This window comes from Bacillus songklensis, assembly GCF_042649685.1.
Lineage (GTDB): Bacteria > Bacillota > Bacilli > Bacillales > Bacillaceae_H > Bacillus_BA > Bacillus_BA songklensis.
In genome coordinates this window covers 1-22,489 of record NZ_JBHRZT010000001.1, presented here as the reverse complement: position 1 = coordinate 22,489, position 22,489 = coordinate 1, and the positions used below count along the sequence as shown (strand labels likewise).

General features: G+C 36.7%; 16 protein-coding genes. 14 read left to right on the top strand and 2 right to left on the bottom strand.

Features of this window, described 5'->3' with window-relative positions; all coding sequences use genetic code 11:
* Positions 1-1,126: 1,126 nt before the first annotated feature.
* Positions 1,127-2,965: a helix-turn-helix domain-containing protein gene (locus ACFOU2_RS00080; protein WP_377911083.1), complete on the top strand. Its 1,839-nt coding sequence runs from the start codon at positions 1,127-1,129 to the stop codon at positions 2,963-2,965.
* 471 nt (positions 2,966-3,436) lie between these two features.
* On the opposite strand, the gene ACFOU2_RS00075 is transcribed toward ACFOU2_RS00080, so the two are convergent.
* A complete protein-coding gene (locus ACFOU2_RS00075; protein ID WP_377911081.1) occupies positions 3,437-4,144 on the bottom strand; it encodes an IS6 family transposase in 708 nt (235 codons plus the stop codon).
* Positions 4,145-4,460: 316 nt separating this feature from the next.
* Here ACFOU2_RS00075 and ACFOU2_RS00070 point away from each other — a divergent pair, with 316 nt between their 5' ends.
* Positions 4,461-4,727 carry a hypothetical protein gene (locus ACFOU2_RS00070; protein ID WP_377911079.1) on the top strand — a complete coding sequence of 89 codons (267 nt, stop codon included), beginning with the start codon at positions 4,461-4,463 and terminating at the stop codon, positions 4,725-4,727.
* Complete coding sequence (locus ACFOU2_RS00065; protein ID WP_377911077.1) at positions 4,724-5,107, top strand: hypothetical protein; 384 nt, start codon at positions 4,724-4,726, stop codon at positions 5,105-5,107. The genes ACFOU2_RS00070 and ACFOU2_RS00065 overlap by 4 nt, the downstream gene beginning before the upstream one ends.
* 989 nt (positions 5,108-6,096) lie before the next feature.
* Here ACFOU2_RS00065 and ACFOU2_RS00060 read toward each other — a convergent pair.
* The gene (locus ACFOU2_RS00060; RefSeq protein WP_377911075.1) at positions 6,097-7,110 is read right to left on the bottom strand and encodes a substrate-binding domain-containing protein; all 1,014 of its coding nucleotides are present in this window, start codon (positions 7,108-7,110) and stop codon (positions 6,097-6,099) included.
* Between the two features lie 556 nt (positions 7,111-7,666).
* Between ACFOU2_RS00060 and ACFOU2_RS00055 the strand changes: the two genes are divergently transcribed.
* From ACFOU2_RS00055 to ACFOU2_RS00005, 11 genes are all read left to right on the top strand, one after another.
* Positions 7,667-8,986, top strand: coding sequence for an ABC transporter substrate-binding protein (locus ACFOU2_RS00055; protein WP_377911073.1), 1,320 nt, complete (start codon positions 7,667-7,669; stop codon positions 8,984-8,986).
* Positions 8,986-9,867: a carbohydrate ABC transporter permease gene (locus tag ACFOU2_RS00050; RefSeq protein WP_377911071.1), complete on the top strand. Its 882-nt coding sequence runs from the start codon at positions 8,986-8,988 to the stop codon at positions 9,865-9,867. Before ACFOU2_RS00055 ends, ACFOU2_RS00050 begins: the two co-directional genes overlap by 1 nt.
* Positions 9,854-10,690 (top strand): carbohydrate ABC transporter permease, encoded by an 837-nt coding sequence (locus ACFOU2_RS00045; RefSeq protein WP_377911069.1) that lies wholly within the window; start codon positions 9,854-9,856, stop codon positions 10,688-10,690. Before ACFOU2_RS00050 ends, ACFOU2_RS00045 begins: the two co-directional genes overlap by 14 nt.
* 220 nt (positions 10,691-10,910) lie before the next feature.
* Positions 10,911-11,855, top strand: coding sequence for an MTP-1 family protein (locus ACFOU2_RS00040; protein WP_377911067.1), 945 nt, complete (start codon positions 10,911-10,913; stop codon positions 11,853-11,855).
* Between the two features lie 12 nt (positions 11,856-11,867).
* Positions 11,868-12,929 (top strand): BtaManbiosPhlase, encoded by a 1,062-nt coding sequence (locus ACFOU2_RS00035; protein ID WP_377911065.1) that lies wholly within the window; start codon positions 11,868-11,870, stop codon positions 12,927-12,929.
* 91 nt (positions 12,930-13,020) lie between these two features.
* Positions 13,021-15,528, top strand: a complete 2,508-nt coding sequence (locus ACFOU2_RS00030) for a beta-mannosidase (protein ID WP_377911064.1) — start codon at positions 13,021-13,023, stop codon at positions 15,526-15,528.
* Positions 15,529-15,546: 18 nt separating this feature from the next.
* A complete protein-coding gene (locus tag ACFOU2_RS00025; protein WP_377911062.1) occupies positions 15,547-16,554 on the top strand; it encodes a zinc-dependent alcohol dehydrogenase family protein in 1,008 nt (335 codons plus the stop codon).
* Between the two features lie 16 nt (positions 16,555-16,570).
* Positions 16,571-17,452 (top strand): ROK family protein, encoded by an 882-nt coding sequence (locus ACFOU2_RS00020; RefSeq protein ID WP_377911060.1) that lies wholly within the window; start codon positions 16,571-16,573, stop codon positions 17,450-17,452.
* A 92-nt stretch (positions 17,453-17,544) separates the two neighbouring features.
* Entirely contained in the window at positions 17,545-18,753 is a 1,209-nt protein-coding gene (locus ACFOU2_RS00015; protein WP_377911058.1) for an MFS transporter, read from the top strand.
* Positions 18,754-18,857: 104 nt separating this feature from the next.
* A complete protein-coding gene (gene manA, locus ACFOU2_RS00010; protein WP_377911056.1) occupies positions 18,858-19,805 on the top strand; it encodes a mannose-6-phosphate isomerase, class I in 948 nt (315 codons plus the stop codon).
* Positions 19,806-20,086: 281 nt separating this feature from the next.
* Positions 20,087-21,841, top strand: a complete 1,755-nt coding sequence (locus ACFOU2_RS00005; protein WP_377911054.1) for a phospho-sugar mutase — start codon at positions 20,087-20,089, stop codon at positions 21,839-21,841.
* Positions 21,842-22,489: the final 648 nt, after the last annotated feature.

Sequence of the window (22,489 nt, the reverse complement as noted above, 5' to 3'; positions counted from 1 at the left end):
AATGAGCGTGCATGATTTGCCCGCTTCTAATTAGAGGGGAAATGCACGGTGCGCACGCCTTTTGAACCCTTGATATATCTATTTGGTCAAATTAGGTAAAACTTTTTTAATGTGAAAGGAAGTGTCGCCCTCAGACAATGAAATGTGAATTATAAAGTCGCCCTCTGTTACTGATTGCAATAGGAGCGTGCACGTTTATAAACGTTGTTATATCAAGCTTTTCTGGAAATATTCAAGGAGAAAGAAAATAAGATATGCACGAAAAGGTGAAGTGAAAAGTCGCCCAATACGTGCATGAAAAGGTGAAAGGAAGTGTCGCCCTTTGAGAAAAAGGTGAAAGGAAGTGTCGCCCAAAAAGGGCAAAAGGTGAAAGGAAAAGTCGCCCGTATGCACATAAAGGTGAATCGTGAAGTCGTTCTTTTCAATCACCTGGTATGCAAAACGTTACATAAGGATGTTTCTTCGCGTTTAAAAAGATTGTCGTATCAGGCTTTTTAAAGTTTTAATGAAGAAAGAAAGGTGAAGTGAAAAGTCTTCCTTTGTGCACAAAAAAGGTGAAGTGAAAAGTCGCCCTCATGCACGGAAAGGTGAAGTGAAAAGTCGCCCCTTTCATAAAAAGGTGAAGTGAAGTGTCGCCCAGAAGATGCACGAAAGTGTGAGGATTCATGTTGCTCAGGAAAGATAGTGTGCTATTTACATTACATGGATATAAAAGATGGATTTTTGTACATTTTTGTATATATATATGGATATTTATATACAATCATTGGCAAAATGGGGTTCGTTAAACTCTATACATTCTTGTCTGGCCAGGTTTGTGTGCACATTTTCCCTCTAAAAAAGAAGAACGTGCACGAACAAGGAAGGATTTGAGGCAAAAATGGGCAAAAAGTGTGCATCTAAACAAAAGCGTGAACAAAAAACGTCATAAAGAATGGTAGACAGAAAAAATAGTTATAATGATAAAATATGAATAAAGGTATACGATGGATTTTGATTGACATATAACCAGCAAATGAATTCAGACTTTGTATATAATGATAGACATGTGCACGCTCATTTATTAAAATGCTGACAAAAAGCGTGAACCCTATTAAATAAAGAGGAGAAAGGCAGGCGGGAATGTTTGAAAGTAGTAACCTTGGAAGAGAAAATTATGAAAATTTATTTCGCGGCGAAAAAACTTTATCAGCATAGGCCTGATATCGTAACAATATGGGAACAAGCCATTCAAGGCGAATATCAAGAAAAAGATGGACAGCTACAAATTAATTCCAAATCCTTTTCTGCCTTGTATACTATTATTGATTTAATAAGCAAGTCGTCAAATATAGAAATCGACGAAATTGTGCAAGAATACGGGGACAAGATTGAAATTGTGTTGGAGGAATCCATCAAAGAGGATTTACTTGGGGTTCAAGCCCAATCCAAAAAATTAAAGAGAAAACGCGGAAATACCAGAAGCTCTAACCAAGAAATAATTACAGAATTACTAAAACAAAGCCATATAGAGTCTAATAGTGACGCATTAATCTATCAGTTACGTGACGCTATCAGTAAAAATACCTTTAAACAAGGCCAGATGTTAAGCGATCCTTATCCAACAGTCAAGATTATGGACAAAAAGAAAGTAAAAGCCGTTGCCCAACTGAGAGCAGATGATAACGAAGAGCTTGGATTGACCAAAGAAGAGCTGGGAATATGGGAGAACCTCATCGGTGAAGCCATTACCTCTATGGATGATCTCACAAGTGACATATTCGACATTATTTCATATGTCTGGATGAAAAAGGCCCACCACCCAGATGCCATGATCAACTTCCATTCTGATGATGTTTTAAGTTTGCGTCAACTACAAGGACGTTTTAATGGAAAAAACTCCTCCATTACATACCGAAAAAAGCAACGTGAAGAAGTCATGAAGCGAATTGCTGCATTGGCAGCTATTTGGGTAAGGCTAGACGAAAACGATGAGTTGGAATTAGTAGATCGCCGAAAGCATGTGGAGTTAAGCGATTATAAAAGCGGTAAATTTAAACGATTATTCTTAATGGATAATATTACAGTCTTATATGATAACAATGATAATCCTGTAGGTATTTATGAATGCTCGATTAAGCCGGGGCAAATTTTAGCCAACTATTTATACGGTTCTACGAATTCTGTAGGCTATTTATCACTAAAAGCGCTTGAATATAATCCTGAGAAAGAGAAATATCATAAAAGGTTAACACGCTATCTCTCATGGCAATGGCGCATTCGGAAGAGTAAAAGGGATTTTTTAAGGCCTTATAGCATTGGTGGCGAAAAAGGATTGCTGAGTGTTATGGAATTTAAAGTCGAGAATAGATACGCTTCTAGAACCAAGGACGGATTTGAAAAAGTACTCAATACATTAAAAGATGATGGGGTCATAGGGGATTGGGAATATGAAGGAGGAATCGATGAGACTATTATCGGGCGTAAAAAAGGCTGGCTCGAAAACTATTGGTTACACCTAAAAGTAGTAATTCATCCGCCTCATTCTGTCTTGGAGCACTACAGAATCGATGCCAGAGAGTTAACTGCTTTGCCACCTGATAAACCTGCATCATTAAAGGATACAAAAGCTCTGTTAAGTTTCCTAGAATTAGATGATCAGGAGGAAACCTATGAAAACCCCATTGAGTATTTGGCTAAAAAAGAGATCAAAAGAACTTACCGAGAATCCACTTATCTAGAAGAACAAGAGGGCGAAGAAGAAAATGGATTTGGAAAACAAATGACTCTTTTCTATGGAGAGGATATTGACATTACTGGGGAGCTCATTAAAGAAGTACGAAAAAAGAGAGGGTTGAATATTACAGAAGCGGCTGAACAAATCGGCATTGGTCGTACGACACTTTCAAGATTTGAGCGGGGCATGATTGAAAAGCCGCTACCTGATAACATCGAGAAAATGAAGAAATGGATTTTAGAAGGATAATAAGATCTGTTGGTGAAAAGAGAACGTGTTGTGATATTATTCCCTCTAAGTAGACAGTGTAAAAAGCCCACTTTTCATAAGTGGCTGTTACACTATACTTGGAGGGGATTTTTTCATGGGACAAAAAGGGCAAACCTTTCGTCATACAGAGTTGAAATAGTCTAAGCTGGTGCAGCAACCAAAAAAAGGATAATTCCCCATAGATGCTACTCATATAAGGCACGGCAATCTGTGGCACACCATGGTCACCGGAGTCAGACTAGCGGTTGGGCTCTAAGGCACCATAGTATATCGACCTTCTTCGTCAGCCATAGAATCAGATAGTCATTATCATCCATTTTCATCCTCTGTAGTGCAGCGCTTGTACTGCATGGGAGGCTAACGGAGCAGGATAGTTTTCAATTACGCAGGTTCTGGTGCAAATACAAAGACGAATAGAAAAAAATTGTAGGTTTACTTTCAGATAACTCATTAGGCGGCCAACCCGAACAGTCTATGTATGAATTTTACTTCATTTTGGGCAGACTTCATCCCTTGTCGAAGTTGTCCCTTTTTCATCATATGCATCGCTTCAACGCCTTTTAAAATCCAAGTGGCTGTTTGAAATGACTTTAACCCTAACATGGTACGCCCTATTTTCTTAATGAAACGGTGATCCTGTTCAACAATATTATTCAGATACTGAATTTGTCGTACTTGTATGTCTTCGGGCATACTCATCTCTTCTTTTAACTCCTGAATAGCTACAGGATAGGCTGGGTTTTTATCCACTGTTATGACACGAGGTTTGGAAACATACGAAAAAGCCAAGGCTTTCTTGAGGAAGCGCTTGGCTGCTTGCTTATCTCTTGATTCACTTAGATAAAAATCAATAGTATTCCCTTCTGAATCGACTGCACGATATAAATACATCCATTGACCTTTTACTTCCATATACGTTTCGTCGACTCTCCAGGAATCATTTGTTGTTTTAAGATGACGTCGTACTCTTTCATCTAATTCAGGCCCATATTGATGAACCCAACGCATAATAGTTGTGTGGGCCATAGATAAGCCCCGTTCTTCCATCATTTCCACCAAATCACGAAAACTGAGGCTATACCGTAGGTACCATCTTATCGTTAACAAAATAATATCAGGATGATAATGCTTCCACTTGAATAAATGTTGTTTTTTCATACTGATCACGCACCTTTTTGAGAGTAATAATATCAGTATGTCCAAGTTTTAGAGATTAATTGCAATTGTCTTGAAGTTTTTGCACCAGAACCTCATCCTTTTATTTTTAGATAGTATGTAGAGAGGATAGCATAACATATCTATTTGAAGGTTTTCCAGTTTGGCAGATTGATATACATATAATCTAAAAGAAATAGGCCCGATAATTTTGCGACGAATAAGCGATTCTCATGGGGCCAGAAATTTAATAAAATAACCCCTTTTATAAAAATGTATGTGGTATGTTAAGATAAGCTTAAGAAAATTTGAGGGGGTAGTGATTTTGAAATGGACGGAAATAAGAAAACAGTATCCTGATAAATATGTATTAGTGGAAGCTGTCTCTGCTTACTCAAAAGAAAATAAACGAATCATTGAAGAAATGTCTGTCTTAGAGGAACATAGAAGTTCAAATACAGCATGGAGTGGTTATAAAAAGCTACATCGTGAATTTCCTGAGAGAGAATTATACATTTTCCATACAAGTAAAGAACAAATTGAAGTGGAAGAACAACACTTTATTGGTGTCCGGGGACGAGTATGAAAGTAAGATTAGAAAACGGTCTTCCTATTGCAACGATAGAAATGACACATGCTGAAAAAACAATTGTATTGGAAAATGTACTATTAGATACAGGATGTGTAACTACGATATTTGACACGGATCTTCTTGTAGAAATAGGTATAGAACTGGATATTATAAACGGGAAATCGAAACGGATGTATGGAGTCGGTGGATATAGCGAGCTTTGTTATGAACAAGATGTACAAAATGTAGAGGTTGATGGACAAAAGTTAGATTCATTTTTGCTTCAATTAGGAATGACAAAAGAACTCTATGGATTTGACGGAATCTTAGGTATTGATTTTATGTTAAAAACAGGCATCGTTATTGATTTTAAAGATTTAACCATTAAATATTAAAGCAGGAGAAAAAGGGCTGTTTCTAAACTGCACCCCAATTGTTAGACACAACTAACAATTGGAGGTGCAGTTTATGACGGGTCCTTTTTTGTTCTAACTGGTTTTCGTACGTATCAAATTTGATATGTACGAAAAAAACGCAAAGCCTTGATACCATTGGTTTTTTAGAGTTTTTATTTGTTGTTTTTCTCATTCTATACAGAAAAACGCTCGAGGTAACGTGTTCTTTCTAAAATAGTGACGCTATAGGTGAGGGTCATCCCCCACACCCCCGGCCAACCTCCACCCCAAAAGCGAGAAACAAACCAAATATACAACACAATGATGTGATATTGAAATAGTCATAAAAAAAGCATGTAAGAAATAACTTTGACTTACATGCTTTTTTTATGACTTTTCTTTAAGAGGGTTTTGCTAAATACAGTTCAGATGTACAGATCACATAATTTTGCTTGAATGGTTAAGCTAATTTATTATGATCGATCATCCCACTTATATCATGGACCGTGACTGTTTATTTTATCCTAAAAGTAAAAGGATTTATTTAAATTAGAAATGTTTGGGGAAGCTTCTGATAAATGGGTGAACATTTGAATGAGACGGAGTTTTCAATCATTCTTATAGTAACCATCAGTACATTTTGTTTAATTTGGGGATACCCTTTTCATGCAGCTACAATCATGCTGGGGTATTTTTTATTTATATATCTATTCATGAAGCGACTTCTTAATCGGAAATTTAGAGAGGAAGAACTGTCTCTGGCCCTTCTTCCTCTCTTATTTATACTTATTGTGTGTGAAGTCACTAGTGTTGCGTGAATTTTATTTGAATTTTCAATTTTATTATTCTTTCGATGAAGAGCCAAAAAAGTGAATACCCAAACAAAGGTGGCTCCATCCATTTGGGATTTTTTTATTTATTGAACTACCCCCACTTAACAAAGCTTGAAGTGAGGGGGCTTCTCGCCGATTATAATAAATTAAGAAATATTAATATATACAAGGGGCGGTTGATTCTCTTTTGATAAGCTTAGTAGGTAATAAAATTTCTACTAAAGGTTCATTTCTGTTCTCTATTCTTCGGAAGAGTTGCTCTACTGCTTTTTTACCGTAGTAATGCAAATCGATATCCATTGTTGTAATCTTTGGTTTTGCGATTTTGGAAAGTTGTCCGTTATCAAAACTGCAGATCGATACTTCTTCCGGCACCTTTTTTCCTAGATATTGCATACAGGAATTAACAAAAAAGCCTAAACCGTCATTTGCACAAAACCACGCTGTAGGCAGCTTTTCTATTTTTGACAAACATGTTGCAATTTCTTCTTCTTTTTCCACTATATCTGTAATCATAAAATCCTCGCTTGGTTTAATACCATACTCTCTTAACGCAAGCATATATCCTTCCAACCGTTCTTCATAACTTGGTGAAAAATGAATATTGCCAATAAATCCAATTTCCTTATGTCCAAGTTTTATCAAATGTTCGACAGCTGTATAAGCACCCAAGCGGTTGTTTGTTAATACTGCATCTGCTTGAATGAGCGGATGATGATGGTCAATTAATACAGTAGGAATACCTGTGGCAATTACAGCATTAATGTATTCTGTACTAATATGAGACAGAATGACGATGCCATCTATCATATTATTTTCAATAAAAGGTGGTAAAATGAGGTTTTCTTTTGCGTGAGAACTAATGGATTGAATTAATAAATTCATTCTTCTGCTGGACGTTTCCTTCTCTACGCTAAGATATATTTCTCCGAAAAAACTTTTTTGGGAAAAAGTAAAATCAGAAGCAATCAAACCGATATTTCCTGTTTTATTCACCACTTGTGGCTTTCTTGATTTTTGATATTTATAACCTAATTCATCGGCGACCTGTTGAACTAACTTTCTTGTGTGATCGCTTACCCCAGATTTTCCAGTCAAAGCTTGAGAAACGGAGTTCTTAGAGATATTCAATTTATCTGCTATATCTTGCATAGTTACCTTTTTCTTCATAAGTACTTTTCCAAATCCTTTCTCCATTTTTAGTGAAGTTTTATTTCTAGAAAGTGTCATTAGATGGACGTTTCTTTTAATAGCAGTATGTATACAAAAAACACTGCAATATATAACGAATTATAAAAAGGATATAATAGTATTTTTATATTTAGTAACGTTACAAAATTGATTTTTGTAACGTTACTATAATTATATAACGAAACTTTCATTTATAAACAATAATTTGTTTTTTCTTTACAAATTTAAATTTTTTGAAAAAATATGTTGACTATACATGAATATAGTGTGATAATTGCATCGTAATGCTGATTACAATAATTACAAATTAACATTACTAAAAATTACTTATTATTTTGTAATGTTTGGTGTTTTAAAAGTCAAGCTTCGAAGAATTAGTACTTAAAAAAATGATAACGTTATCAAAAGTGTTTGACAACAAGTAAGAAAAACTGTCAATTGTTGTTGGCAGTTACTATAACTCTTTTAAAGGTTTATGAAACCTCCTTTACTGAGTTGATTAGTATCATTACAAAACTTAACGGAGGAAACGCATATGAAAATGAAGAAAGCAGCATCAGTTTTTTTAACTCTCTCATTAGCAGTATCTGCTTTTGCGGGATGTTCATCAAAAAATGAAGAGACCACCAAAACATTGAAGGGTGTAACAACCATTGAGTTTTGGGCATCGCCAAATCCTCCGCAGCAAACGTATTGGAAGAAGATGGCGAAAGATTTCGAGGGAGAAAACCCGAAAATTAAAATTAATGTTAGTCCAATGAAAGAGACTCCAAGCTCGGAAGCAAACATTCAATCAGCGATTGTCGGAAAAAGTGCCCCGACAATGTCTGAAAACATTTCTCGTGGTTTTGCAACTCAATTGGCAGAAAGTAAAGCGCTTGTTCCTCTTAATAAACTGGAGGGCTGGAACGAGGTAGTTTCGCAACGTAATATGAAAAACACGCTTGAGTCATGGAAGTTCTCCGATAATAACCAATATGTATTACCAATTTATTCAAATGCAATGTTGTTTGGCTGGAGGCTTGATATTTTGAAAAAGATTGGCTATAACGAACCACCAAAAACGTATAGCCAAATGATTGATGTTGCGAAAAAATTAAAAGCTACATATCCAGATAAATACATGTGGGCGAAAGCAGATTTAGCTGATCCAACTGCCTGGAAAAGATGGTTTGACTTCTTTATGCTTTACGACGCTGCCTCTGATGGAAATAACTTTATTGAAGGCAAAAAGTTTGTGGCTGATGATAAAGCAGGCATGAATGTTCTCGAATTGATGAGCCAATTACAGAAAGAAAATGCCCTTTTAACGAAAAAAGCAAATGATCCGTTTGAAACTGGTCTAGGCATCTTTACAGATCTAGGGCCGTGGACATTTAACTATTGGGCTGAAAAATTTCCTGAAATGAAATATAACGAAACATTTACATTAGCTGCACCGCCGGTTCCTGATGATATGAAAGTAGAACATCCAAAAACATTTGCGGATACAAAAGGTTTAGTCATTTATGCATCAGCAACTCGAGAGCAACAAGAAGCTGCAATGAAGTTTATTAAATGGGTATATTCTAATCCAGAACATGATTTAAACTGGTTTGAAACAACAAATTTACCACCTGCACGTGATGATTTAACGACAAATGCTGCATTTAAGGCGTTCCTTGATAAAAAACCAGAATTGAAACCATATGCAGAAGCAGTACCATATGGAGTACCGCCAATGGATAATGCAAAATACAATGAGTTACAAACGCTTATTGGACAGCATGCCTTTAATCCTGTAGTGAAAGGAGAAATTGCTCCGGAAAAAGGCTGGAAAAATATGAAGAAAGCCATCAAGGAGGAGCTTAAGTAATGAAGGGTAAAGAAAGCAACGGGTTGGGCTGGTTATTCTCCAGTCCTTACCTTTTATACTCTATTATATTCTTTTTGATTCCGTTAGGATGGTCGCTCTATCTCTCGTTTACAGATTGGAATTTAATATCACCTGTTTTTGAGTTTGAGGGATTTGAAAACTTTATGGAGGCGTTAAAAAGCCCAGGTGTCCATGCTGCATTTTTCGTAACGTTCAAATTTATGGCAGTGTTTGTGCCTCTTGTCATTACTTCATCTATTGTAGTGGCCTTAATTATCCATGGCTTACCTAAATTTAAAGGATTATATTTGATTGGCTTTTTTTTACCGTACCTAGCTTCAGGAGTCGTTTCTTCTCTTATTGTGAAAGGCTTCTTATCATATAATAGTCCACTTAATGAAATGTTAAGAGGAAAATTTGGGTTAGATATTAACTGGCTTGGAACACCTTTTTCAGCACTTGTTATAGTATCGGTGATTATCGCATGGAAATTCACTGGATACTATGCATTGATCATAACATCAGGTTTAGAGAGTATTAATAAAGAAGTTTATGAAGCAGCTGCTATTGATGGAGTATCAACATGGCAATGTTTCTGGAAAATTACACTTCCTTTACTTTATCCGGCAATTTTCACAACTTTAATTCTTTCTATTGGTGTTACATTTGGTATTTTTACAGAAGTATACCAATTAACAGGCGGCGGTCCTAACTACGCAACAAATACATGGCAGATGGAAATATATACACAGGCGTTTATGAATCTTCAAGCAGGTTATGCTTCAGCTGTAGCAATTATAGCTTCTATTGTAACGTTCATATCAATCTTCATTATCAGAAAATTATTAGAATTGTGGGGTAAGCGTAATGGTTGGAGCTAATAAAAAAAAGAAAAGTTTAATTATTCGCTATGTTGTTGCCACAATCTTATTAATAGTAATGGTCTTTCCGTATGCCTATATGGTATTAAACTCCTTTGCAGATTGGAATCAAGTGGACAGGAAACTTTTTCCGACAAATTTTAGCTTAAAATCGTATAAGTGGCTCCTCAGCGGTGGTGAAGCAGGTACGCCTCGACCATGGTTAAGAGCTTTCTTTAACAGTATCATTGTGTCTGCCTCTTCAACCTTTTTAATGATGGCCACGGGGATCATGGTGGCTTATGCTCTGGCAAAAATACCTTTTAAAGGTAGAGATACTGTAAATAATGTCATTTTATTTCAGATGTTCTTTCCAGCGATTATTTTGCTCATACCAAGCTTTCTTATCATTCAAAAAATCGGCTTATATGATACATATTGGGCAATGATTCTTCCGAAAGCATTGAGCTTATGGGCAATATTTATGTATACCAACTTTTTTAAAGCAATCCCAACTACATTTATTGAAGCAGCGAAATTGGATGGAGCAACTGATTTGCAAATTCTATACAAAATTATCCTGCCAATGTCTAAATCTATAACGATTGTTATCTTCTTATTCCTTTTTATGGAGAGATGGACAGAACTGTTATGGGACATGCTAGTTGTTAAAAGTGATGCTATGGTAACGTTAAACGTTTTATTATCACAAATGTTTGGACCTTATGGAGGCTACCCAGGTCCGTTATATGCGGCTTCTGTTTTATTAACTCTACCAATTATTATTTTATTCCTTATTTTCGCTAAGAAATTTCAAGAAGGAATGCAATTTACTCTAAAGTAATTCTCTAGGAGTTAAACTGACGTATGAATGGTTAGTGGAATACTAAGAGTCGTTATGATCTTTCTGTAAAAAGCTGTTATCTATTTAATATTCCCACCATTTGGCAAATCTTGGAGTGGGAGTCTTCTCGGCTAATAAAAGAAGTGTGGTACAAGAGAAGACAGAGATTACTGTTCTTCCATATGAGGTTTTAGTAGTGAAGGAATAAAGGGGGATTTATGTGAAAAGGTTAATAAAAAATGCTGTCAAGACATGTTCTGTACTAGTAGAAGAATATGAGCAGAAAGAGCAAGCATTTCGACCAGAAAAACTTGTGTTCAAAGGTGTAGGGGAAAAAGATGTATACAACATTACAGCACCATTTGAAGATGAAGGAGAACTAGTAATTGCAGGACGTGTAGAGCCTAGGGACAGCGAACATTCTCAAGTATACTTTTTTGTAAATCGTAATGATGAATGGGTACCAAGAGAAGCTGCACCGGTTCTTCAGTTACAAGATCCATTTTTTACAAAAATCAGGGGAAATCTTATTCTAGGTGGGGTGGAAATTTTCCGTCATCCAACATTGGAAAATGCATTAGGCTGGCGCACAGTGTTTTACAGAGGAACGAATATAGCAAATTTAAAAGAGTTCTTTAAAGGTCCAGACGGCATGAAAGATCTTCGGCTTGTAGAATTGCAAGACGGTTCCATAGGAATATTTACAAGGCCTCAAGGAGAAAAAGGCGGGCGCGGAAAAATCGGATTTACTCGTATCTCAACCCTTGAGGAATTAACAATTGATGTTGTTAATGGGACACCGCTTTTAGAAGGTCAGTTTATCGACGAAGAATGGGGCGGTGCCAATGAGCTGCACATTCTTTCTAATGGTTTGGTAGGAGTTCTTGGTCATATCGCCTGTTTTGACGAAGAGGGTAACCGTCATTACTATCCGATGACTTTTGTGCTCAATCCTGAAACTGGAGAATACTCAGACATCCAGCTCATCGCAATGCGCAGAAACTTCTTAGAGGGTGAAGCAAAACGTTCTGATTTAGAAGATGTTGTATTTAGCGGCGGCTTAGTTCGGCAAGAAGATGGAACTGCTGATTTATATGCAGGAATTAGTGACGCAGAAGCACAGAAAATTACCATTCAAGATCCATTTATACAATTTGAAAAGTAAGGGGAAATGAACATGAAGGTATATCGCTATGAAGAAAATCCACTCATTACACCAGCAGATGTAAAGCCGCATCGTGAAGATTTTGAAGTGATTGGTGCGTTTAATGCAGGAGTTGCGAAATATAAAGATGAAGTCCTTATGTTACTAAGAATTGCGGAACGTCCGATTAGCAATGATCCTAAAATTGTAAAAGCCCCTGTGTTTAATCCTAAAACAAATGAATTAGAAATAGTCGAATTTCATACCGATGATAAAAGATACGATTTCTCAGATCCACGTGTAATCCGTAATGTGTCGAAGCAGCAAGGATTTGAATATTTGACTTCTCTTTCTTATATTCGCATTGCACGAAGTAAAGATGGTCATAACTTTGCAATTGATGAGAATCCGTTTATCTATCCAACAAACGAACTTGAAACGTTTGGAATTGAAGATCCTCGAGTCACCCAAATAGGGGACACATACTATATCTACTTTAGTGCTGTTTCTCCGTTAGGAGTTGGAGAATCCATGGTATCTACAAAAGACTTTATAACAGTAGAACATCACGGTATGATTTTTGCTCCTGAAAATAAAGACGTACTTATTTTTTCTGAGAAAATCAATGGAAAATATTATGCCCTTCATAGACCAAGTTTGAAAAGTATTGGGGATCCTGAAATTTGGATTGCAGAATCAAACAATCTACTATACTGGGGAAATCATAAACATTTAATGGGACTAAGAGAAGGTATGTGGGATAGCGGACGCATAGGGGGAGGAGCCGTTCCAATCAAGACGGAAAAAGGATGGCTCGAACTTTATCATGGTGCAACCCCGGAAAATCGCTATTGTATGGGAGCAGTTTTACTTGATTTAGAAGATCCAACAAAAGTAATTGCCCGTTCAGATAAACCTGTTCTTGAACCGGAAGCGGATTATGAAAAAGAAGGATTTTTCGGAGATGTTGTGTTCTCATGCGGTGTTTTAGTAGAAGGAGATACCGTAAAAATGTACTATGGCGTAGCTGATACTTCTATGGCATGTGCTGAATTAAGCCTTCAAGAGATTCTTGGTTCACTCACATATTATTAAATGTAGTAATTTACGCCAAAATCTGTAGTGAGGTTTTGGCGTTATCTTTATCTACTGATAGACAGAAAATGAACATTATTAGGAGAAGAATATGGAGCTAAATGCTAATTGGAAAATCCGTGATTTTAATGTTGGTGAAGTAAGGGATTTAGAGGTAGCTTCACCTGATTTTATTGATTATTTTTGGATTACTACGAAAGTGCCGGGAGACGTTCATTCTACCTTAATAGAACGTAATATTATTGAACATCCATTCTTCGGTCATAACGACCAAAAATGTAGATGGGTAGAAGAAAAAGTATGGTGGTATCGTACAAATTTTGATTTTCATGGCGTCATTAACGACGGGGAAAAAATGGAACTCATTTTTGAAGGGCTTGATACGTATGCAACCGTGTACCTAAATGGAGTGGAACTTGGCTCGACAGAAAACATGTTTATTAGTCATACATTTGATGTTACGCGGGAGCTAAGAAAAGGGAAAAATGTACTTGCAGTAAAGTTTGATCCTATTCAGACACGAGTAAAAGAGAAAATACAATACTATTGGTCCGGTTTTAGTAAAAAACGTATTTGGACCCGCAAGGCACAAAGTCATTTCGGATGGGATTGGGGACCTCGCTTAGTTTGCACCGGTATTTGGAAGGACGTACGCTTAGAAAAAAGAAGATATGCCAAATTAGAAAACGTGTTTGCTCAAACTGTAAGTATCGAGGAAAATCACGCTATTGTAAAGGTAGATGTGGAAATCGCCCCTCATGTAAGAACGAAAGACTATGAAGTAGATGTATGTCTGACGTTTGGGGAAGAAGTGTTTAAAGAACGAGTGCAAATGAATGGGAAAAGGGCAAGTGTTATCTTAAATATAAATAAACCTAAGCTGTGGTGGACCCATGATTTAGGGATACCGAATCTTTATAGGCTAGCAGTAAATTTATACGCAAATAAGGAAAAAATTGATGAAACGATACAGAATTTTGGTATTCGTACTATTGAAGTTCAACAGAAAAATGAAAGTGGAGAATATAGTTTTACTTTCGTTTTAAATGGAGTAAAAATATTCGCAAAAGGAGCAAACTGGATTCCAATTGACAGTTTTTTAGCTTCAACACCTGATTCACGCTATAAACACCTTATTCAAATGGCAAAAGACGCAAATATGAACATGCTTCGTGTTTGGGGCGGGGGAATCTATGAAAAAGATGTTTTTTACGATGAATGTAATCGATTGGGGATTTTAGTTTGGCAAGATTTCATGTTTGCATGTGCACTCTATCCAGATTATAACAAAAACTTTATGGAAAACGTGCGACAAGAAATTGTCCATGTTGTGAAAAAACTTCGAAATCATCCTTGTTTGGCACTGTGGTGCGGCAACAACGAAAATGATTGGCTATACGAGGCTCTCCATTCGTCTGGTGAAATTCCTCACCCATTCTATGGAGAGAAAATTTATCATGAGTTAATGCCGGAGTTGCTGGAAGAACTTGACCCAACACGATTATTTTGGCCGAGTTCCCCATACGGAGGAAATGATCATAATTCACGCGAGCAAGGAGATACACATAACTGGCAAGTATGGCACGGAAATATAGAACCTCGTGTGTTTGGGGAGCCGCAAACAGTAGATTACAGCATGGAAGGATTGTCATTTAAGAACTTCAAAAAAGATACTACTAAGTTCGCAAGCGAGTTTGGTATGCATGCTTCGTCCAATCGTTATACTTTAAAGAAGAATTTGCCGAAAAATCAATTTTTCTGGGGAAGCGATGAAATAGCTTATCGGAACAAAGATATCCACCATCCAAAGGGGATTTTATTGATGGAAGGATATACAGGAGTTCCTGAGGATATGGAAGAATATATGAACTTTTCTATGTTAACTCAAGCAGAAGGCCTTAAATATGGAATTGAACACTATAGAAGAAATAAACCGCATACAAGTGGAGCATTGTTCTGGCAGCTCAATGATTGTTGGCCGGGTACGAGCTGGTCTGTAGTGGACTATTATTGCTTGCCGAAAGCTTCCTATCACTATGCTCGTAAATTTTTCAATCCTATCTTGCTGAGTATTGATCACGAGCCGGATCAAGATCTGAAGATCTGGATCGTAAATGATAAATTGGAACACTATGAAGATGAAATTGAACTTGCTGTATATGACTTCTTTGGCAATAAACAGTTCTCAAAGGTCATTCCAGTATTGACCGAGCCAAATGCCTCTACATTTATCACTAGTTTATCAGAGAAGGAAGTATTAAATGGTCTAAATCCGAAGGAAGCTGTTATGATTCTACGATCCTTACAGCATAATTTGGAAGAAAATGTATATCATTTCCGTGATCATAAAGATGTAGTGTTTCCTGTCGCCGATCTAGAGATAGCAGTAGATAAAGAAAAACAAGAAATCTCTATTACCTCTAGTGCTTTTGCACGTATGGTAAAAATTGAACTAGATATGGAGCAACTTGTCATAAATGATAATTTCTTCGATTTGTTACCTAACGTGACGAAAAAGGTGAAAATAACACAAGCGCAAGGGAAATGTATTCCTTGGGAAACTCTTACGGTATCTGCGATTAATAGCACAAAACAGTAAAGAAGAGGGGAAAGGGATATGAGAGCAGCAGTATTTAAAGGAAAAGGAACAATTGATGTAACCGAATGGCATCATGAGGAATTAAAGATAAAAGAAGTGCGCATTAAGGTGAAAGCCTGCGGGATTTGTGGAACGGATCAACATATTTTTCATGGACATCCTGGTTCAGCTGAAGTGGTGCCTCCAATCGTGCTAGGCCATGAGTTATCAGGAGAAGTAGTTGAAATTGGAAAAGAGGTAACCTCTTTACAAGTAGGAGATCGAGTTTCTATTGACCCTAATATTTATTGTGGAGAATGTGAATTTTGCAGAAATGGCAGACATTATTTATGTAATAGTCTTCAAGCGATCGGAGTGACAAGAGACGGGGGGATGGGTGAATATTGCACGGTACCTGAAGCAAATTGTTACCTAATACCAACTGAAATGGGTTTTGTAGAAGGCGCTATGGTGGAACCTCTTGGCTGTGTGCTGCATGGGATAAAGAAGCTGACTATTAAACCGAATCATACGGTATTAATAATTGGAGGCGGTTTTATTGGTCAATTATTTTTACAGCTTGTGAAAATGCGGGGAACTTCTACTATTTTTGTAAGCGAACCCGATGAAAATAAGCATGAATTATTATATAAACTAGGTGCCCACACAGTAATGAATCCTATGAAGGAAGAAAATCAAGCAATGTTAAAAAACAAAGCAGATGTTGTAATAGAATGTGTGGGGCGAAAAGAAAGCATGGAATTTGCTTTTCAAGCAGCAAGAAAAGGTGGACAAGTATTAGCATTTGGAGTATCTTCACCGGAAACGCGAATGACCATTTCTCCATTTGAGATATTTGCAAAGGAGTTAAAAATCATGGGTTCTTTCATTAACCCGCACACTCATGAAGAAGCTATCTCACTTATCAGTCAGAAAATAATAGACACGGAAAGGCTTGTTAGTCACCGCTTTAGCATAGAGAAACTTCCTAAAATTATGAAGACTTATCCGACATTACAAGTATCTAAAGGAGTTATTGTCTATTAAACGAGGGGAGAAATATATGAAACTAGGCGGTATAGAGGCTGGAGGCACAAAGGTCGTCTGCGGAATTGGAAATGAGAATGGGCATGTATTGGAAAGGGTGAGTTTTCCTACTACAACACCAGAGGAAACAATCGATCGAGTACTTTCATTTTTTAAGGAGAAAGAATTAGATGCAATCGGTGTTGGTTCCTTCGGTCCTGTAGATTTAGATAAAACTAGTGAAACGTACGGTTATATTACAACTACGCCCAAAAAGCAATGGAGTCATTATAACTTTTGGGGCGAATTAAAGAAGCATTTTTCTATTCCTATTGGCTTTGATACGGATGTAAATGCGGCAGCCTTAGGAGAAACACAATGGGGAGCAGCTCAAAATGTGGACAGTTGCATTTATATTACAGTTGGTACTGGCATCGGTGTAGGGGCCGTTGTGGAAGGGAAACTTCTGCATGGAATGTCTCATCCAGAAATGGGGCACATTTTAATTCAGCGGCATCCGGAAGATTCATTTGCAGGAAACTGCCCATTTCATCATGATTGCTTAGAAGGGATGGCAGCTGGACCCGCAATCGAAAAAAGATGGGGGAAAAGCGGAGTGGAACTTGAGCAGCAGCGCAAGGTATGGGAATTGGAGGCTTTCTATCTCGCGCAAGCCCTTATGAATTATATTTTAATCCTTTCACCGAAAAAAATTATTATGGGTGGAGGAGTTATGAAACAAAAGCAGCTTTTCCCGCTTATTTATCAGCAATTAGCTACTATGTTAAATGGTTATGTTCAAGTTGAACAATTAGCACATATAAATGAATATATTGTTTCTCCCGGTTTAGGAAATAATGCAGGGTTATGTGGAGCGTTAGCGCTGGCAAAACTAGAGATGGAATGTACTAAAATGTAAGGATAACAAGAGGGGGTATACATCCTGAAAGCAGGATGTTCTCCCCTTGTTGTCATGCACAATTATGAAAATTGTATCGTAGGGGAATTACAGTGAAACGAACATTATCAATCGATGCCAATAAGTTACTGATAATTCAAACGCTTTTTTTTCTTTCAATCGGATTATCTGGTCTTTTTGTAAATGTTTATCTTTGGAAGCTTACTGCAAACATGACAGAAATTGCCTGGTACAACATTTGGTCTTATACAGCTGTCCTGGCAGTCAGTCTAATGTCTGGTTGGATTGCAAGAAAGAAAAGTATTACTTTTTGTTTAAGAATGGGATTGCTGGGTTTTGTTATCTATTATCTTTCCATTCTATTATTAAATGAAAAAGCGGTTCATTATTTAGTTTTTTTAGGGTTTTTATCGGGTTTCGGTACAGGCTGTTTTTATTATGCACAAAATACACTGGTCTATTATGTAACGAATCAAGTAAATAGAGGATATTATCTTGGAATCAGCGGTGCACTAGCCGCTTTCACCGGAATTGTTTCTCCAATCGTGTCTGGATGGATTATCTCAAGCAATCAAGCGTTGACGGGTTATCATTTTGTATTTCTTCTTACTTTTCTTTTATTTGTCATTGCAGGAGCTATTAGTTATCGCGCAAAAGACTTTCAACTGCAACGGGAGTACCATCTCAGCAGTATATTGGCATTTAAGGATAAGCATACATGGCGTATGATTTTAGTTGGTAATTTTTTTATTGGGTTTCAAGACGGAGCTGTCGCATTTATCATTAATATCCTATTATATTTAGTGTTTCAAAGTGAAATGAGCTTAGGAAACTTTACGACATTTATTTCTCTCCTCACAGTTCTAAGTAGTTATGGGATAGGCAAATATATAACAAAAGCGAACCAAGAGCTGATATTTTTAGCGGGAGCAATTTTTACTATCATGGCTACAGGTGTGCTAATAACTTGGACGAACTATTCAGGAGTTATTATTTATGGGTTACTCATAGCTATCTTTAAATGTTGGTGGAACATCCCTTTTATGACAATTAATTATGAAGTTATTGAAAAAACAATTCATCCGCCTGAACAATTTGGAGATTATATGATTGTAAGAGAAATCCCTCTTAACTTAGGTAGAATAGCAGGTATTATTCTTTTCATTATCATGAACCAATTTTTTATAAATGAAGAGGCAATAAAAATTCTACTTGCATTTTTAAGTCTGATGATTTTACTTGTATACGGATATTTTCGCTTCTTTTCCGAAAGAAAACATAATGGAACCTCTATTTTTTAATTACGTTTTAGTACAAAAATTGGATTGGTAGTTAGTATTTTCTGAATGAAATAGAATGAATACTTAAAAATGATATTATACCGTAAAGAAGGGAAGAGAGTTTGATGAAAGTACCGATTTTTCTTAAACCGGTTTTTAAAGAACGGATATGGGGAGGAACAGCCTTACGAGACGAATACGGGTACGACATCCCATCTCCTACATCAGGGGAATGTTGGGCGATTTCTGCACATCCAAACGGACCCAATAAAGTATTAAATGGTGAATATGAAGGATGGACATTAGACCAATTGTACATAGAGCACCCTGAGTTATTTGGGAACATAAATCATAAAGTATTCCCATTATTGACTAAAATTATCGATGCAAATGATGAGTTATCTGTTCAAGTACATCCTGACAATGAATATGCAGCTGTTTACGAAAATGGGGAATTAGGGAAGACGGAATGCTGGTACATTTTATCGTGTAATGAAAATGCCGAAATCATATTTGGACATCATGCAAAGACAAAAGAAGAATTTAAAGATATGATCCAGCAAGGAAAATGGGATAGTTTGTTACAAAGAGTGCCTGTCAAAAAAGGAGATTTTTTCTATGTTCCAAGTGGTACACTGCATGCATTAGGAAAAGGAATAAGAGTATTAGAGACACAGCAAAGTTCAGATACGACGTATCGTGTGTATGATTATGACCGTGTAGATGATAACGGAAATAAAAGAGAATTACACATCGAGAAAGCAATTGCAGTAACAACAATTCCTCATCAACCAGCAAATACGTCTGTAAAGGTTAAACAACAGGGTAATGTGAAAATTACAACCTTTATAAGTAACGAATTTTTTACGATTCATAAATGGGACTTGAATGGTCAGATTGTTCAGGAGCAAAATCAACCGTTTCAACTTGTGAGTGTTATCGAGGGAGAAGGAGAACTGCAAATAGCCAATTCTTTGTTTAAGTTAGCGAAAGGAGACCATTTCATCCTACCGTCTACAGTAGGACAATTTACTATGAAGGGTAGTATAAGTTTAATAGTATCCCACCTTTAAATTAATTTGAAATAACAAAAGGGCTTAGCTTGGGGTTTCCAGACATGGATACGGATACACTTATCCGATTGTGACATATGATGAAAAGTGCTTGGAATAGACTTTAGGGTTATGAACATAAGAATTGATACTATATCTATAAAAAATCTGCGTCTTCTTTATTGACATAGTATCAAAACAGGAGAACGCTTTAGCTGGCTTTATAGTTTTGGTACAGTTCATAATCAAAGGAACTGTCTTTCTGACCATATCAAATTTGAACGAATAATGGGTGATACACTGTGGCTTGGAATGCAATTTACAGAAAATGGAATGAGTATGAGGATTTAGATCCAGAGTTGAAAGAACAACTAGCAGCTCATTCACAAGATGAAAAATTTTTAGAAGATGCCTTTTATAAAATGTTAGAGTTTGGAACAGGTGGAATGCGTGGAGAAATTGGAGCAGGTACAAACCGAATGAACATCTATACAGTTCGCAAAGCTTCCGAAGGGCTGGCTCGCTTTATCGAAGAATATGGAGAAAAGGCAAAAAAACGTGGAGTGGTTATTGCTTACGATTCACGCCATAAATCTCCTGAGTTTGCAAAGGAAGCGGCTCTTACACTAGGGCAACACAATATTAGAGTGTATTTATTTAAAGAATTACGCCCTACACCAGAGTTATCATTTGCTGTCCGACATTTAGGAGCTTTTGCAGGTATTGTGATTACGGCTAGCCATAATCCTCCAGAATATAATGGCTATAAAGTGTATGGTGAAGACGGTGGACAGCTGCCACCTCACTCAGCAGACTTACTAGTTCGTTATGTAAATAGTGTGGAAAATGAGTTAGCAATTGATATAGCGGATGAAGGCATATTAATAAGTAAAGGGATTTTAACTTTTATTGGAGAAGAAATAGACGAAGCGTACCTCGATGCGTTACAATCCATTGTTTTGGATCAATCTCTAATTAGTGAAATGGCAGAAAAATTAAAGATTGTCTATTCCCCCTTGCATGGAACGTCGTATGCTTTAATTAAAAAGGGGCTTGAACGCTTTGGGTATAAAAATGTAACGATTGTAGAAGAGCAAAAAAATCCAGACCCTAATTTCTCAACTGTTAAATCACCAAATCCTGAAGAACATGCTGCTTTTGAGATTTCTATCTCATATGGTGAACGGGAAAATGCGGATATTTTATTTGCAACGGACCCAGATGCAGACCGACTTGGAGTAGCTGTGAAAAATAAGAATGGACACTACCAAGTGCTAACCGGGAACCAAACAGGAGCACTGATGCTGCATTATTTGCTTTCACAAAAGAAACAAAAAGTTACACTGCCTCAGAATGGTGTTATTTTAAAAACAATTGTAACATCTGAAATTGGAAGAGCAATTGCTGAAAGTTATGGTCTTACAACGATTGATACGTTAACAGGTTTTAAGTTTATTGGTGAAAAAATCAAGGAATTTGAACAAACTGGAAAGCATTCCTTTATATTTGGCTACGAAGAAAGTTACGGTTACTTAATTGGGGATTTTGTACGTGATAAAGATGCTGTACAAGCTGCATTATTTATTTGTGAAGTTGCCGCCTATTATAAAAAACAAGGCAAAAGCTTGTATGACGGATTATTAGATATTTTTGAAACATACGGCTATTATTGTGAAGACTTGTATTCCTTAACTTTAAAAGGAAAAGAAGGTGCCGAGCAAATTAATCAGTTAATGGAAGATTTCCGCCACAACCAGCTTACTTCTATTGCAGGGATATCTGTGAATTATCTAGAAGATTATCAACAATCCATTCGCAAGGAAATGAGGAAGAAAAGTGACATATCTTTAACACTACCTAAATCTAATGTCCTAAAATATCATTTAGAAGATGAAACGTGGCTAAGCTTACGGCCAAGCGGTACAGAACCAAAAATTAAGTTTTATTTTGGAGTGAAAGGAACATCCCTTGAAAATAGCTTAGCTAAGCTTGAACGAGTGAAAACAGCTTTTCTTGCTACAGTCAATAGATGTCTCAATAACCGAAATGAGGGATAATCATGATTTTAGGCGTACTAGAGCCGGTGGGACGAAATTTGGGTTTTGATGTAAAAATTTCCACTACACACATTAGATTTATTCATTTCTTTCGAATTTTAATATTAAGCAGCTAATCCAAACAGTTTATGTAGGTTTTCTAATTGGAGAAATTACGTTATAAGTTTATCCTCCTTCCTGCACAGTTTGAGCCAAATACGTCATAAGAGATAGTAGGAGTTTGAGCAATCTTATTCAATTAACCTGCCACGTTAGCACAATAAGAAGAGGAGTTGCCGCAGCAAATCCTCTTCTTAAACTCAAGCCACCGTTAGCCAACCATGCCACACTTCGTAGCACCACAGATGATGGAATATTTATCGTTCTTCCGTGGTAGACCTCCATGCCGCACAGTTGCAGCACCATCAAATAAATGAAAATAGTAATTTTCAGGATAGTTGAACAAAGTTAGAGTCTAAATTGTTCAAAACGACTTTTTAAATCATTAAAAATTTCTACTGGCTGTTTATTAGTTGTGTCATAGAGATAGTGTTTGTTTGATAGAGCGTGTCGCAAAACTATAATAAACATCCAATATTATGCATAAGAAGCATGGTTTGGACATGAAAACGATAGCGGTGATACCCAAACATCCGTGGATTCTCCAAT